A 14,348-nucleotide genomic window follows, 5' to 3' on the forward strand; every position below is an offset into this window, starting at 1 on the left:
GTACGTCACTCAAACATGCCGTTAATCATATCGTGGTAGCGATCGCTCACGACATGTCGGCGAATTTTTAGGGTTTGGGTTAACAGGCCATTCTCTATAGTAAAGGGTTCGAGAATAAAGCGAAATGTGGCGATGCGATCATCAGGGCGGTAGCCCGGACGGTTTTGCACTTCCCGCAGCAGTTCGTGGCGGTACAGGTCTTGAACCACTTTWCTCTCAAGGGTGATGAGTTCACCGACTCCTTGGGGACTGGGGCGATCGGGAAGTTGCAGGCGGTACCCTTTGGCGGTGGCCCACTGCTCTAGGGCATCTAGATTCGGGACAATCAAGGCACCTAAGGCTTTTTGGTCTTGCCCCACTAACATAATCTGATCAATGTAGGCACTGCGCAGGCAGGCATCCTCCACCGGTTGAGGCTCAATATTTTCACCGTTGCTCAGAACAATTGTGTCTTTTTGCCACCCGGTTAGCACCAGATCGCCATTGGGCGTCAGATACCCCAGATCCCCCGTATCAAACCAGCCCTCGCTGTCTAGAACCTTGGCAGTTGCCTCAGGTTTGTTGTAGTAGCCTTTCATCACCTGCGGCCCTTTGGCCAGTACTAACCCCTTTTGGCCAAATGCCATCTGAGCTTTGGTGTCTGGGTCAACAATTTTAATGGCGGTATCGGGAATGGGGCGACCCGCCGACCCCCGCAGGTTAGCCCAATAACGCCGCGCTGTTAAGACAACGGCTGTTTCAGTGAGGCCGTAGCCAACCAAAACCTCTAGACCAATGACTTCATAAAAGGTATCCAAGTGGGGAGCCAAGGCACCCCCACCACTAATGATTTGCTTAATTTCACCGCCGGTGGCCTCACGGATTTTGCGGTACACCTTCGCTTCGCCAAGCCGGTATAGGGGCTTCAGCAGCGCTGTTTGCAGCCGTGCGACAAATTTTTCCCAGCCGGTTGGGTTGGGGTTGGTTAAACTCAGTCCCGTAAGGAGTCGCCGTTGTAGAACGTATTGGCGACCCACACTGAGGAAAAACTGCGCCAGTCGCCGCTTCTTGGCGGGGGCATCCCGCAGTTGTTTTTGCACCCCTTCGTAAAACCCTTCCCAGATGCGGGGCACGGCAATCATGTAGTGGGGTTTACAACGTTTGAGGTCATTTTTGAAGTGGCGCAAGTTGGTGTAGGTTTGGGTACAACCCGCTGCAAATAAAAAATACTCTGCCACCCGCTCGTAGGCGTGCCAGATGGGCAAAATACTCAAGGTGCGATCGCCAACATTGGGTTGCACAACAGCCCAGAGGTTCACAATCTGACTCAGCAGTCCACCGTGGGTGACCATAACCCCCTTGGGTTGACCTGTGGTGCCGGAGGTGTACATCAGGGTTGCCAGATCCGTCGGGGCGATCGCCACCGCCCGCACCGTACCGTACTGCCCTTCATTAAACACTTGGCTAAAGTTTAATAGCCGTAGGGCGAACCCCTCCAGTTCTGGGGATTCTGTACTGAGCAGCACAACCGTTCTAACCATTGTTTCCGCTAACCCCGCCTGCAACTTTTGCAGGGTGGCAAGGTTTTCCACTAACAGCAGGGTTGAGCCACTATCGCGCAAAATGTAAAGGAGTTCCTGCACTTCGGCGGTGCCACTGCGGACGACGTTAATGGCACCGGCCATCATACTCCCCTGATCGGCAATCAGCCAGCGGGGGCTATTGTCGGCAAACAGGGCAACGCGATCGCCGTGTATAACCCCTAGGGCTTGCAGTCCTGCCGCAAAGCGTTGAATGCGTTGATAGAGTTCACTGTAGGTAATGCAGGTTGCGGGATCTTCGTAGGGGGCATTGAGGGCAATCACGTCTCCATGGCGCTGTGCCAACAATGGCCAGAGTTCCGGCAGGGCTTGGAGAGTTTTGTAGGGTAAAAAGTGATCCGGTAGCGAGGCATCCCCCACTAATCCCGTCACCGGAGTATAAGTATAGGCTGCCGTCGTCATCTCCCTCCCTCCAGATGCCTCATAAAGATAATAAATCGTCAATGCCGTAGCTAACGCAGTTTCAGGAATTTCAATGCGAAACTATACATGTTGGTGTGCCTTGCTTTACTGAAGAACTATGCTGCCCTTTGTGCTTGCCTCTGCTTCCCCGGCTCGCCGTCAACTGTTGCAACAAATTGGCATCGAGCCGATTGTCCAGCCCAGCCATTTTGATGAATCAGTGATTCAGGCAACAACCCCCACAGAACTGGTGCGCCTGTTGGCACGCTGTAAAGCGGAGACCATTGCCCACACCTACCCACCCCCTGCGGTGGTTCTAGGCTGTGACTCCGTGCTGGTGATGGATGGCAACATTTATGGTAAGCCCGCTTCAGCGGCAGAGGCGATCGCCCGTTGGCAGCGAATGCGCGGTCAAACTGGCGAGCTATTAACGGGGCATGCCCTCATCGATGTAACTCACGGATACACTAGCGTTGACGTGGAAACGACCCAGGTCACCTTTGCGCAGGTGAGCGATGCGGAAATTACGGACTATGTGATGTCCGGTGAACCCTTGGCCTGTGCTGGTTGCTTTGCCTTGGATGGCCGAGGGGGAGCCTTTGTGGAAAAAATCATTGGCACCCCTAGTAACGTCATTGGCCTGAGCTTGCCCTTGCTGCGGCGGATGCTGGCTCGTATGGGGKATGCCCTGACGGATTTTCGCCCCCCATGCATCTAGACAATGCTGTCGAATTGACCTATGCTAAGAGATTGCGAGTTAAGGAACTGTCATGAACGCCCAAGACATTATTCGCTCAATTGAAGCGGAGCAACTAAAAGATGACTTGCCCGTGATTCATGTGGGCGATCGCGTCCGGGTTGGGGTGAAAATTCAAGAAGGTGGCAAAGAGCGGGTTCAGCCCTACGAGGGGGATGTCATTGCCATGCGCAATAGTGGCATCAACCGCTCTATCACGGTTCGGCGCGTTTTTCAAGGCGTGGGTGTTGAGCGGGTTTTTTTACTGCACTCACCGCGAATTGATAGTATTAAGGTAGTGCAGCGGGGTAAAGTTCGGCGGGCGAAGCTCTACTACCTGCGCAATTTGGTGGGTAAAGCAGCGCGGATCAAAGCACGATTTGATCGGCCACTTTAAATACCTTTAGTCTTGCGTCCTTAGTTCAGTTGGTAGAACGTCGGTCTCCAAAACCGGATGTCGGGGGTTCGAGTCCTCCAGGGCGCGTTAATTTTTTACGCAGGGGTATAAGCGTAAGGTAACAAGGTTCTGTAACTGCTGAGCGAGGCGATAGGCTTGCTGCTCATACAGTTCTAACGTCGTAGCGGCAGGGAGTTGCTCAATAAAGGCACGCGATCGCGGCAGGGGTAGGCCAGTAATTTTAGTAATTAAGTTGCCGATTTCTAAGGCAACTTCAGTATTGCGAGGGGCCTCTAGCCAGAGTCGCCACGATCGCCGCGGTGCTAATGCTCCCTGTTCAATCCGCCGCAGTCCTTGAATCGTTGCTAAAATCACCAAGCGATCGCCCACGGTGAGTTGGAGCATATCACTGGGTAAACATTGCTGAGTGCCCTCACCACCGAGGAGTTGTTCGTGGCGATTGTAAAACACGGGTACCACGCCGTAGCCGTAGGCAACCTCGCCGATGAGTTTGCCCACTAAGGTATCTCCGGCCGTCACAGTATAGTCAGCAATTAAAACTGTTTGTTGCTCAATTTGAAACAAGCCCAACATCGTTTCGCCAAAGGCCGCGCCAGCAAAGGCTTCGGCAGCAAGGGCATAGGCGCACAGCGGCTGAGCATGGGGCAATAAATCGTGGAGATCGCTACTGAGAATGGGGTCGTAAATGCCAACCACTAACCCTAGGGGAGGGCTTCGTGTTTCGGTGATTTGCCGCGCAATGAGAGCCGCTTCCAAGTTCAGCATTTGATCCGCCGTGGTGAGCACTATACTTTTGGCCGTCTCAAGACGGGTGTCGGAGAGTTTTTCGATGGGGCTGCCTAGGACAACGGGTAACTCTGGAAAAGCTTTGGCCTCCTCTGCGTGCTCGACTAAGAGGAGCAAGGGCTGCTGAAAGGTTTGTAGCAAGCGAACAACTGCTTCACCAATTTTGCCTAGCCCTACCACAATCACATGGTTGGCGGTGGGTAAGGGTGGCCGTGGCCGCAGAAAGTCAAAGCGAGCCTGCAGCAGTTTTTCGGCTAGCAGACCTAAAACGCCCAAAATAAAGAGTAAACTAACAATGGCAATGAGAATACAGATTAGCAACAGCCATGGCGGAATGGGATCATCCTCTAGGCCGCCAAAGACATCGCTAAACCCCCCTAGCAACAGAATAAACCCAGCGGTAAATGCCTTCTGCCAACTGATACCTTCAACGTTATAACGCAGCAACAGAGTGGTTAGCAGCCACAGGCCACTGCCAATACACAGGCCGCTAAAGATGAGTTGGCGGGAGCGATCGCCGTGAATCCACTGCCAAGACTGCCTTAAGCGCGTTGGCAAAGAGTGAACCTGCTCAATCCACCGTTGCCATTGAGACTGGGGTGGTGGAGCCGGGGGCTTGATGCTCTCTACCCGCTCAATCCAAATGGGGCGATCGCCCAGTTGCAATACCTGATCCGGTGGCCAATGGTAAAACAGACGGTTAGGGCAAAGGGGCTGAAACACTGAAGGAGAGGGATGACTGGCCTTGATAGCAATTAAGCGTTGTTGGCGTTTGTGGAAGCGATAGGTAGGAAATCCGTAGAAGCGATCCGCTGGGGTGGCAATCTGATGCTGTAACACCCGAAATTGCTGCCCCTCGATCGTAAACGCTGCCAGAATCTCGTCTTCAAGGGCAGCAAGGGCAAAGGCAGGTGCAGGGAGCTCCGTGGGGTTCAATGCCACAAAGCTACCTAACTTTTGCTGGAGTAGCGCATTCAGGTTATCCCGACCAGAGCGAACGACTAAATGCACCGTCGGATTCAATCGCCGCGCCACAATGGCGGTGGCAATATTCGTGGCCTCATCGCTGGTCACGGCCAACAGCGCACGGCACTGATCAATGCCCGCTGCGCGGAGCACCTCGTCTTGGCGGCAATCACCCGTCAGGATAGTATCGCGCAACCGCTCGCGCAGATGGGGAATATCCCATTCAATGGTTGCGTGACGCTCAACCGCACAAACCTCAATGGCGAGGCGATCGCCCGCAAACTGCAACAAACTCTGAATGCAAAACTGCCCTAGGGTACCCAAACCACAGACAATAAAGCGATCTGGTGGCACGGCTGCTGCCATTTGAGCAGGGGGAGCTGATGCTTCTGTAGCAGAGGTCGCTGACCACGCCTGAGCCCAGTAGGGAAAAGGCTGGCTAGGTGCAGCCACAACAATCCCCAGAGACGTGATGCTAGACTCCGACCACTGCCCCCAAACGCGATCGCCCCATGCCCGAATCGCCGCCAGATCTAGATTTAGCCCCTCAATCCATACACCGAGGTGGCGATCGCCCTCATCAATGAACCACACTGCCCGCTGCCCCAACAGGTGTTGCAGTTGCTGATCGATGATCTGGGGCAAACTTGCCATAGCCCGTTTACACGCTTACATCAGCCGCGAGACCAAGTCTTGGCGATCAATCCCCTTGCCAATCACCACCAATCGCGTGTGCTGGGATTCGTGGGGCTGCCACAGGCGATCGTAGAACACCTCCAACCGCTGACCCACCCCCTGCACCACCAGTCGCATCGGCTTCCCCTCAATTGCCGCAAAGCCCTTGATGCGGTAGATGTCGGGTTCCTTTAACAGGCGCTCAAGGGACTGGCGTAAACCATTGAGGTCGCAACATCCCATCTCTAGGCAAACCGCCGCAATCTCCTCATCATGATCATGCTCCGCCTCACCATCGTGGTGGCTAGGTCGCTGCCCTAAATCCTCCTCAACCGCTGCATTAAACCCAAGAAGTAACTCTGTAGGCACCTGCCCGTGGCTAGCCGCAATGACCTTAATGCGCGAGGGCAGTTGGGCTTGCAGGCTCTCAACAAGGTGCTGAGGTTGACCTGCCGCCAGTTGATCGGTCTTGGTCAGGATCACTAAATCCGCACAGGCCAGCTGATCGTTAAAGAGTTCTTCGAGAGGCGTGTCATCGTGCTGCAGACTCTCATCTGCGGCCTTTTGGGCAAACAGTGCCTCCACATCGGCACTCACTTGTCCAGCGGCGAAGGCGAGTCCATCCACCACCGTCACCACGCCATCTACCGTGGCAGCATGGCGTACCTCTGGCCAACGAAACGCCATCACCAAGGGTTTGGGTAATGCCAAACCGGAGGTTTCAATGACAATGTGGTCAATTTGCTGCCGCCGTTGCAGCAACGCCTGCATCGTTGGCAGAAACTCATCCTGTACCGTGCAGCACAGACAGCCGTTAGTCAGCTCCCAGATCCCAGCCGTTTCAGTACAGCACGACTCTAGCAGGTCGCCATCAATCCCCACATCCCCAAACTCATTGACAATCACCGCAATCCGTCTGCCCTGGGCATGGCTGAGCAGATGACGAATCAGAGTGGTTTTGCCGCTACCTAAAAAGCCAGTAATGATCGTTACAGGAATCTTTGCCGCCATTAAAAGACCTCAACCTGTGGGTAGGCGTTGACGTGGTGTGCCCCTTCGCCACAGGTGCGCGGGGTTGGAAACAGTTTTTCCGGATTGGCGAGCCGCTTCGGATCAAAGGCTGAGCGCACCTGCTGCATGGTTTCTAGATCCGCTGGGCTGAACATTTCAGGCATGAAACAGGCTTTGTCACTACCAATGCCATGCTCGCCGGAAATACTTCCTCCCAAGCGCACACAGAGCTTGAGAATTTCCCCTCCAAGAGCTTCGACCTCAGCAAGGGCACCGGGCACGGCTTGATCGTAAAGAATCAGAGGATGCAAGTTGCCATCCCCCGCATGGAAGACGTTGGCAATGCGGTAGCCGCTGCGCTGACTCAGTTGCTCAATTTCCTTAAGAACGGTGGCTAATTGACTGCGGGGAATCACGCCATCCTGGACAAAATAGTTCGGACTCAGGCGACCAGCGGCAGCAAAGGCGGCTTTGCGGCCTTTCCAGAGGCGTAGGCGTTCCTCGGCGGCGGTAGCAATCCTGACGTGGCGCGCCCCTTGAGCATAACAAATCTGTGACACTCGCTCTTGGAGGACGGGCACTTCTGCCTCTAGGCCATCCACTTCCACCAAAAGCACCGCCCCAGCATCCCGGGGATAGCAATTGGTCGCCACTACGTCTTCAACCGCATTGATGCTGAGGTTATCCATAATTTCCATCCCAGCGGGGATAATGCCAGCACGGATAATGGCAGAGACCGTTTCCCCTGCTGCTTCAATTGTGGTGAAATCTGCCAATAGGACGGCGATCGCCTCCGCTTGCTTCAGAACCCGCAGGCGAACTTCCGTGGCAATTCCCAAGGTTCCCTCAGAGCCGACAAACACCCCCATCAGATCGTAACCGGGCATCTCTGGCACTGCCCCGCCCAGTTCAACAATCTCACCATTGGGCAAGACGACCGTTAGTCCCAAAACATGGTTAGTGGTTACGCCATATTTTAAGCAGTGAACCCCGCCAGAGTTTTCTGCGACATTGCCGCCAATGGAGCAAATAATCTGACTTGAGGGATCCGGTGCGTAGTAGTAGCCCTGATCGGCAACAGCTTGGGTAACCCAAGCGTTAATGACCCCAGGCTGGACAACAACTTGCTGATTCGCTAGATCCACGTCCAGAATTTGGTTCATGCGGGCGGTAACAATCAGGATGCCATCGGCCAGCGGTAAGGCACCACCCGATAGCCCCGTTCCTGAACCGCGAGCCACAAAGGGTACACGGTAGCGATCGCATACCTTAAGAATAGCCGCCACCTGCTCGGTAGTGGTGGGCAGAACCACTAACTTTGGCCGTTGGCGATATATGGCTAGGCCATCGCATTCATACACCAAGCTTTCCGACTCATCAGTGATTAGTCCGCTACTGCCGACAATGAGCAGCAGTTCCTCTGTAATGCGTTGCCATGGAGTGGTTTGCACCAGTGTGTTCATTGGCATCCCAGCGTTGGCTGACCCTATCTATTGTGCCAGAAGCCCCAGACATCCTCAATGAGTCTCAATGAGTGCTCTGAGGTGGCTGGCCTCGGAACGTCCCTTGCTAAGTGGCTGTGACGGGAGACATCCCCTCAAGAGCGTAAAAATTTATCACCCTTGGTTCCGCTCACTGTTAAGAGTTGCTGAATTTCTCTAAAGCTGCCAATTTTCAAGTGATACATTACAACCTATACCCCCTATACCCTCCATGTAGCGAGCTTTTAGAACATGAGCCAACACCTCACCCATCCCCTCATGCCGATCTTAGTGATTTTGAGCACTGCTTCAGCGGCATCTGCTTTGCCACGCGGTGGTTTTGGTGGTGGGCTTGGCGGAGTTCGTGCTCCATCCGTTGGTGCTGAGCGCAACTTCAGTAATCGTTTTGTAGATGTTCACCCCACTGCCAACTGGGATAACCGCGTCAACACGATTGATCCAGACGATGCGCAACGGTCACTGCTTGCTGTTAACTACGCCTTTGCGCATATCACTGACGTGGTCTAACTGACTGTGCCCGTCGCTATCGGGGTTATAGAGGCGCCAATCAATCACCCAGAACTGTCCAGTTGGCCTGTTACACACAAGCCCAGTCTCGATCGCCAGCACTCGTTCCTCTGTCGGTTACTGCATTAGACTAGAAACTGCTCCCAACCATCCCCAAACTGAAAACACATCGTTGGAAAAATCGCTTCCAGATTTGGATCCGGTCGCGGAATCACTGTTGAAGACAGATACAGAGTTTTCTCCTTAGGGCTTTCGGCAGGAATCCGTTTGGCTGCTTCTACMCCAGCCGCAACCGCAATTTGCACCTCTGACACATCGCCACGAACAATAATTGTCAGCCGCGCCCCACTCACACGCTCATACCCTACAAGGGTGACCCGGGCAGCCTTGACCATCACATCAGCAACAGCCAACGCGGGAGGATGACCTAGCACTTCCACCATCCCAACGGCAATGGGCATGAATGCAGCTCCTACACAAAAAAGACGGTTACACTCGCTTGTGAGGTGCCTGACCCCAAGACTAGGCCAGCCTCGTCAGGTATTAAGGGGATGGACTGAACGAGACGCCCCCTCTTATACGTGCGATGTCTTAGGGTTTAGGCGCGGCAGTGTAAGCTCAGCATACCATTTCCTCTGTACCCACACAATCTGCCAAGACGTGTCCCCTCAGCCCCATAATGAACTAAGGTTAGCAATTTGTGGTTTAACGATGAGATATTTGCATCTAAGCACACTCTTTCCACGGCTAGTTGCATTGCTGGCAGTTATATTCCTCGTGAGTTGTGCCTCTCTCTCTTCGGTTGCTGACACTAGTTCGATTCCTGGAGCACAAAGTAATACATCTATGGCAAATTTACCTCGACTGAATGGTGATGCCACCGTAGTGATCACCGTTAATGATCGCCCAATTACCATTCAGGTCAATGGTGCCGCAGCACCCATTACGGCTGGCAACTTCGTTGATCTTGTCAATCGCGGTGTTTACGATGGCACTGTGTTTCACCGCGTGGTGCGCGAGCCACAGCCGTTTGTGGTGCAAGGGGGAGACCCGCAAAGCACTGATCCGACTGTGTCACCCCAACTGTACGGCACTGGCTCATTTATTGATCCAAAGACAAATCGCCCCCGTTACATTCCCCTTGAAATTTTAGGCAAAGGCAGTAGCACTCCTACCTATAGTCAGGCAGGCAAGGTATCACCGCAACTCAATCACACCCGCGGCGCAGTGGCGATGGCGCGATCGCAATTGCCGGATTCCGCCTCGGCGCAATTTTACATTGCGCTGCAACAACTCGATTTTCTGGATGGCAACTATGCTGTCTTTGGTTATGTTACAGAGGGGATGGATGTGGTGGACAGTATCCAAATGGGCGATCGCATCCAGTCTGCTAAAGTCGTGGCGGGGCTGGAGCATCTACAGCAGCCATAAGCGATCGCCGGCGAAAGCGTTGGCGGAGGGTGGGCAACAGCCGCAAGCAAAGGCTATAGGTGAGCAAGCCAGCAACAACCCCCACCCAAACACTGCCAAACATCAGAATAGTAGCCATTTGTCCCCCCTGCTCAAGCACTGATGCCCAAGAGTCCACGCCTGTTAACACTAGGGATGGCTGACCCAACAGCCACCAGCCCACTTGAAAGTTGAACCAAAACAGGGGCACATAGGTAAAGGGATTACTGACCCAAGTTGCAAGTGCTGCGAGGGGCTTGTTCCCCCGCAGGAGCAGTGCCAAGCCAACAGCAATAATCATTTGGCCACCAAACAGAGGCAACATACCAGCAAACACACCGGCTGCCAGCCCCCGTGCCACATGTTCAGTACTCCCATGGGAGCGCATCAGACGTAAATAGTAATAACGAACCGACCGTCGTAAGTTTTGCTGCCAGCGGAAGCGGCGTGGATGCTCAAACAAGGGCAACGGCACCATAAGGTTCTCGGTAGAGCTTGAAATGAACTAACTACCCCGCTGTGTAGGCGGTACGGGTTTACGAAACCCCACTTTCCACCATAGCAGAGAATTTCTTTCTCTTCTTGTGCCCTAGGCGCTTGATTGATCCCGTCTGCTTGCACGCCTCTGAAGTAGCGCCAAGACAGCCAAGACTACGTCCAGTTGCTGATTCGTCGCCACTGTACATTACAATCTCGTCAACAATAACCCTTAAGCCCATTTGCCGTACACTTCTGTGCTATGCTCGTAGGTAAGCGGCTTGCCAGCGCAATAGTGACACGTGTCAACGTCTTTTTCGCCCCCCTTAGTCATGACACCAATTCTCCAGCAGCACAAGGGCTGTGTGGAGACTTTTTGCTGTCTGTTATTGACAGCGTTACCACAAATGTCTTAGGATGCAAGATCCGCGTTTTAGCGATACCCTCTAGAGGATATACATGGCTAGTAACCAGACTTACACGCCACCCGCTTTTACCTTGCCAGACCTTGTCGAGATTCAGCGGGCCAGCTTCCGATGGTTTCTTGAAGAAGGGCTAATTGAAGAACTAGAGAGTTTCTCACCTATTACGGATTATACGGGCAAAATTGAGCTGCACTTCTTAGCCAAAGACTACAAACTGAAGCAGCCCAAGTATGAAGTAGATGAGGCCAAACGTCGGGATGCCACCTATTCAATGCAAATGTACGTCCCGACCCGTTTGATTAACAAAGAAAACGGCAACATTATTGATCAGGATGTCTTCATTGGGGATCTGCCCCTGATGACCGACCGTGGCACATTTATTATCAATGGTGCTGAGCGGGTCATTGTCAACCAAATTGTGCGCAGCCCCGGTGTCTATTACAAGTCTGAAACGGACAAAAATGGGCGCCGCACCTATAATGCCAGCCTTATTCCTAACCGCGGAGCATGGCTAAAATTTGAGACCGATAAAAATGACCTCCTGTGGGTGCGCATTGACAAAACCCGTAAACTATCGGCTCACGTGCTTCTCAAAGCCTTGGGCTTAAGTGACAGCGAAATTAGCGAACGGCTACGTCACCCTGAGTACTACCAAAAAACCGTTGAAAAAGAGGGTAAATTCACCGAAGAAGATGCCCTCATTGAGCTATACAAAAAACTGCGCCCCGGGGAGCCACCCACCGTTTCTGGCGGTCAGCAGTTACTTGAGTCCCGTTTCTTTGACCCCAAGCGCTACGATCTTGGCCGTGTGGGTCGCTACAAGCTCAACCGCAAGCTGCAACTGAATATCCCTGACTCGGTGCGGATTCTCACGCCAGAGGATATTTTGGCGGCCATTGACTATCTCATTAACTTGGAATTTGACCTTGGTAGTATTGACGACATTGACCACTTAGGGAACCGTCGGGTTCGCTCGGTGGGAGAACTGCTCCAGAACCAAGTGCGGGTGGGCTTGAACCGCCTCGAGCGGATTATTCGCGAACGGATGACGGTTTCCGATACCGATTCCTTGACCCCTGCTTCCTTGGTGAATCCCAAGCCCCTAGTGGCGGCAATTAAGGAGTTCTTTGGCTCCAGTCAACTGTCGCAGTTCATGGATCAAACCAATCCCCTCGCAGAGCTAACCCACAAACGGCGCTTGAGTGCCCTAGGTCCAGGTGGGCTGACACGGGAGCGCGCTGGTTTTGCGGTACGGGATATTCACCCCAGCCACTATGGTCGCATCTGCCCGATTGAAACCCCGGAAGGCCCTAACGCTGGCCTCATCGGCTCCTTGGCCACCCATGCCCGGGTCAATGAGTACGGGTTTATTGAAACGCCCTTCTATCCGGTGAAAGAGGGACGAGTCCTCAAAGATCAGCCCCCCATTTACATGACGGCAGACGAAGAGGATGATAAGCGGGTGGCACCCGGAGATGTCTCCACCGACGAAAACGGCTACATCCTTGGGGATGTGGTACCTGTGCGCTATCGCCAAGACTTTACCACCACCACACCCGATCAGGTGGACTATGTGGCAGTCTCGCCAGTGCAAATTATTTCGGTGGCCACTTCCCTGATTCCCTTCCTTGAGCACGATGACGCCAACCGCGCTCTGATGGGGTCTAACATGCAGCGGCAAGCGGTTCCCCTGCTGCGATCGCACCGTCCCTTGGTGGGTACCGGCTTGGAGGCGCAAGCTGCCCGTGACTCGGGGATGGTCATCCTCAGTCAAACGGATGGGGTCGTGACCTATGTGGATGCCAACCAAATCCGCATCAAAACCGACAACGGCGGCGAGCTAACCTACACCTTGCAAAAATACCAACGCTCCAACCAAGACACCTGTTTGAATCAACGCCCCATTGTCTTCATGGGCGATCGCGTCCGTGCAGGTCAAGTCATTGCCGATGGATCAGCCACCGAGGGAGGCGAGCTGGCCTTGGGGCAAAACATTCTTGTGGCCTACATGCCATGGGAAGGCTACAACTACGAAGATGCCATCCTCATCAGCGAGCGGTTGGTGCAGGAGGATGTCTATACCTCCATTCACATTGAAAAATACGAAATCGAGGCGCGGCAAACCAAACTTGGCCCCGAAGAAATTACCCGCGAAGTCCCCAATGTCTCAGAAGATGCCCTGCGGCAACTGGACGAAAACGGCATTATCCGCGTCGGCGCGTTTGTTGAAGCGGGGGATATTCTGGTGGGCAAAGTTACCCCCAAAGGCGAGTCGGATCAACCACCGGAGGAAAAACTGCTGCGAGCCATTTTTGGTGAAAAAGCACGGGATGTCCGGGATAACTCCCTACGGGTACCCAACGGTGAAAAAGGCCGTGTCGTTGATGTGCGCGTCTTTACCCGCGAGCAGGGAGATGAACTGCCCCCGGGCGCCAATATGGTGGTGCGGGTCTATGTGGCTCAAAAACGCAAAATCCAAGTCGGCGATAAGATGGCGGGTCGCCACGGTAACAAAGGGATTATTTCTCGAATTCTACCGGTGCAAGATATGCCCTTTTTACCAGATGGTCGCCCGGTAGATATTGTCCTCAATCCCTTGGGGGTGCCCTCGCGGATGAACGTCGGCCAAGTTTATGAGTGCTTGCTGGGCTGGGCGGGTGAATGTTTAGGGCGGCGCTTTAAGATCACCCCCTTTGACGAAATGCACGGCAAGGAAAAATCTCGCGAAACCGTGCATGCCAAACTGCAAGAAGCCAAAGAAAAAGTAGGTCAAGATTGGGTCTTTAATCCTGCGGATCCGGGCAAAATGGTGGTCTATGATGGCCGCACCGGTGAACCCTTCGATCGCCCCGTCACGGTGGGGATGGCCTACATGCTCAAGCTAGTGCACTTAGTCGATGACAAGATTCATGCCCGCTCAACTGGCCCCTACTCCCTCGTGACCCAGCAACCCCTTGGTGGCAAAGCACAGCAGGGAGGGCAACGCTTTGGCGAAATGGAAGTATGGGCACTGGAAGCCTACGGCGCCGCCTATATTCTGCAAGAACTGCTCACCGTTAAATCTGACGATATGCAGGGGCGCAATGAAGCCCTCAACGCCATCGTCAAAGGTCAATCCATTCCGCGACCGGGCACCCCAGAGTCCTTTAAGGTGCTGATGCGGGAGTTGCAATCCCTGTGTCTGGATATTTCTGTGCGTAAGTCCAGTATTCCCAGCTTTGATGACGATGGCGAGACCAAGCCAGACCCCGAAGTGGATCTGATGGTGGATGTCAGTCCACGGCGTACCCCTGTGCGTCCCACAATCGAATTTGAGTCCTTGCAAGGGGATGACTTTGAAGAAAAAGACAGTGTCACCACTCCCTAGATCAACAGCTACGTGGGGGGAGTTTTTGCCTCTCCCTTTAACCTATT

The 14,348-nt window shown here is 53.7% G+C and carries 11 protein-coding genes and 1 tRNA gene; 6 read left to right on the plus strand and 6 right to left on the minus strand.

Annotated elements, in window-relative coordinates:
* Nucleotides 1–5: 5 nt before the first annotated feature.
* Entirely contained in the window at nucleotides 6–1,982 is a 1,977-nt protein-coding gene (locus L5470_RS03740; protein ID WP_499498246.1) for a long-chain fatty acid--CoA ligase, read from the minus strand.
* Nucleotides 1,983–2,100: 118 nt separating this feature from the next.
* Here L5470_RS03740 and L5470_RS03745 point away from each other — a divergent pair, with 118 nt between their 5' ends.
* From L5470_RS03745 to L5470_RS03755, 3 genes are all read left to right on the plus strand, one after another.
* Nucleotides 2,101–2,700, plus strand: coding sequence for a Maf family protein (locus tag L5470_RS03745; protein WP_499498248.1), 600 nt, complete (start codon nucleotides 2,101–2,103; stop codon nucleotides 2,698–2,700).
* 52 nt (nucleotides 2,701–2,752) lie between these two features.
* Nucleotides 2,753–3,115 (plus strand): 50S ribosomal protein L19, encoded by a 363-nt coding sequence (rplS, locus tag L5470_RS03750; protein WP_099798839.1) that lies wholly within the window; start codon nucleotides 2,753–2,755, stop codon nucleotides 3,113–3,115.
* A 14-nt stretch (nucleotides 3,116–3,129) separates the two neighbouring features.
* Nucleotides 3,130–3,202: transfer RNA gene (locus tag L5470_RS03755), tRNA-Trp, on the plus strand.
* Here L5470_RS03755 and L5470_RS03760 read toward each other — a convergent pair.
* From L5470_RS03760 to glcD, 3 genes are read right to left on the minus strand one after another with little or no spacing between them, the layout of a single operon-like run.
* A complete protein-coding gene (locus L5470_RS03760; protein ID WP_499498250.1) occupies nucleotides 3,203–5,542 on the minus strand; it encodes an NAD-binding protein in 2,340 nt (779 codons plus the stop codon).
* 15 nt (nucleotides 5,543–5,557) lie between these two features.
* Nucleotides 5,558–6,574 (minus strand): cobalamin biosynthesis protein CobW, encoded by a 1,017-nt coding sequence (gene cobW, locus L5470_RS03765; protein WP_499498252.1) that lies wholly within the window; start codon nucleotides 6,572–6,574, stop codon nucleotides 5,558–5,560.
* Entirely contained in the window at nucleotides 6,574–8,037 is a 1,464-nt protein-coding gene (glcD, locus tag L5470_RS03770; RefSeq protein WP_499498254.1) for a glycolate oxidase subunit GlcD, read from the minus strand. Before glcD ends, cobW begins: the two co-directional genes overlap by 1 nt.
* A 270-nt stretch (nucleotides 8,038–8,307) precedes the next feature.
* Here glcD and L5470_RS03775 point away from each other — a divergent pair, with 270 nt between their 5' ends.
* A complete protein-coding gene (locus tag L5470_RS03775) occupies nucleotides 8,308–8,583 on the plus strand; it encodes a hypothetical protein (protein ID WP_499498256.1) in 276 nt (91 codons plus the stop codon).
* A gap of 125 nt (nucleotides 8,584–8,708) precedes the next feature.
* Here L5470_RS03775 and L5470_RS03780 read toward each other — a convergent pair whose 3' ends face one another.
* Complete coding sequence (locus tag L5470_RS03780) at nucleotides 8,709–9,044, minus strand: carbon dioxide-concentrating mechanism protein CcmK (protein ID WP_099798844.1); 336 nt, start codon at nucleotides 9,042–9,044, stop codon at nucleotides 8,709–8,711.
* A gap of 250 nt (nucleotides 9,045–9,294) precedes the next feature.
* On the opposite strand from L5470_RS03780, the gene L5470_RS03785 reads away from it, so the two are divergent.
* Nucleotides 9,295–10,014 (plus strand): peptidylprolyl isomerase, encoded by a 720-nt coding sequence (locus L5470_RS03785; RefSeq protein WP_099798845.1) that lies wholly within the window; start codon nucleotides 9,295–9,297, stop codon nucleotides 10,012–10,014.
* On the opposite strand, the gene L5470_RS03790 is transcribed toward L5470_RS03785, so the two are convergent.
* Nucleotides 9,974–10,510, minus strand: coding sequence for a DUF2062 domain-containing protein (locus tag L5470_RS03790; RefSeq protein ID WP_099798846.1), 537 nt, complete (start codon nucleotides 10,508–10,510; stop codon nucleotides 9,974–9,976). The genes L5470_RS03785 and L5470_RS03790 overlap by 41 nt on opposite strands.
* A 458-nt stretch (nucleotides 10,511–10,968) precedes the next feature.
* Between L5470_RS03790 and rpoB the strand changes: the two genes are divergently transcribed.
* Nucleotides 10,969–14,301 carry a DNA-directed RNA polymerase subunit beta gene (gene rpoB, locus L5470_RS03795; protein WP_099798848.1) on the plus strand — a complete coding sequence of 1,111 codons (3,333 nt, stop codon included), beginning with the start codon at nucleotides 10,969–10,971 and terminating at the stop codon, nucleotides 14,299–14,301.
* Nucleotides 14,302–14,348: the final 47 nt, after the last annotated feature.

The organism is Synechococcus sp. PCC 6717 (assembly GCF_022698185.1).
GTDB lineage: Bacteria > Cyanobacteriota > Cyanobacteriia > Thermosynechococcales > Thermosynechococcaceae > Thermosynechococcus > Thermosynechococcus lividus.

Bases quoted from the DNA above. Each gene is read 5' to 3' on its own strand.
- rplS (WP_099798839.1), top strand. From the start codon at position 2,753: ATGAACGCCCAAGACATTATTCGCTCAATTGAAGCGGAGCAACTAAAA.
- L5470_RS03760 (WP_499498250.1), bottom strand. From the start codon at position 5,542: ATGGCAAGTTTGCCCCAGATCATCGATCAGCAACTGCAACACCTGTTG.
- cobW (WP_499498252.1), bottom strand. From the start codon at position 6,574: ATGGCGGCAAAGATTCCTGTAACGATCATTACTGGCTTTTTAGGTAGC.
- glcD (WP_499498254.1), bottom strand. From the start codon at position 8,037: ATGAACACACTGGTGCAAACCACTCCATGGCAACGCATTACAGAGGAA.
- L5470_RS03775 (WP_499498256.1), top strand. From the start codon at position 8,308: ATGAGCCAACACCTCACCCATCCCCTCATGCCGATCTTAGTGATTTTG.
- L5470_RS03785 (WP_099798845.1), top strand. From the start codon at position 9,295: ATGAGATATTTGCATCTAAGCACACTCTTTCCACGGCTAGTTGCATTG.
- L5470_RS03790 (WP_099798846.1), bottom strand. From the start codon at position 10,510: ATGGTGCCGTTGCCCTTGTTTGAGCATCCACGCCGCTTCCGCTGGCAG.
- rpoB (WP_099798848.1), top strand. From the start codon at position 10,969: ATGGCTAGTAACCAGACTTACACGCCACCCGCTTTTACCTTGCCAGAC.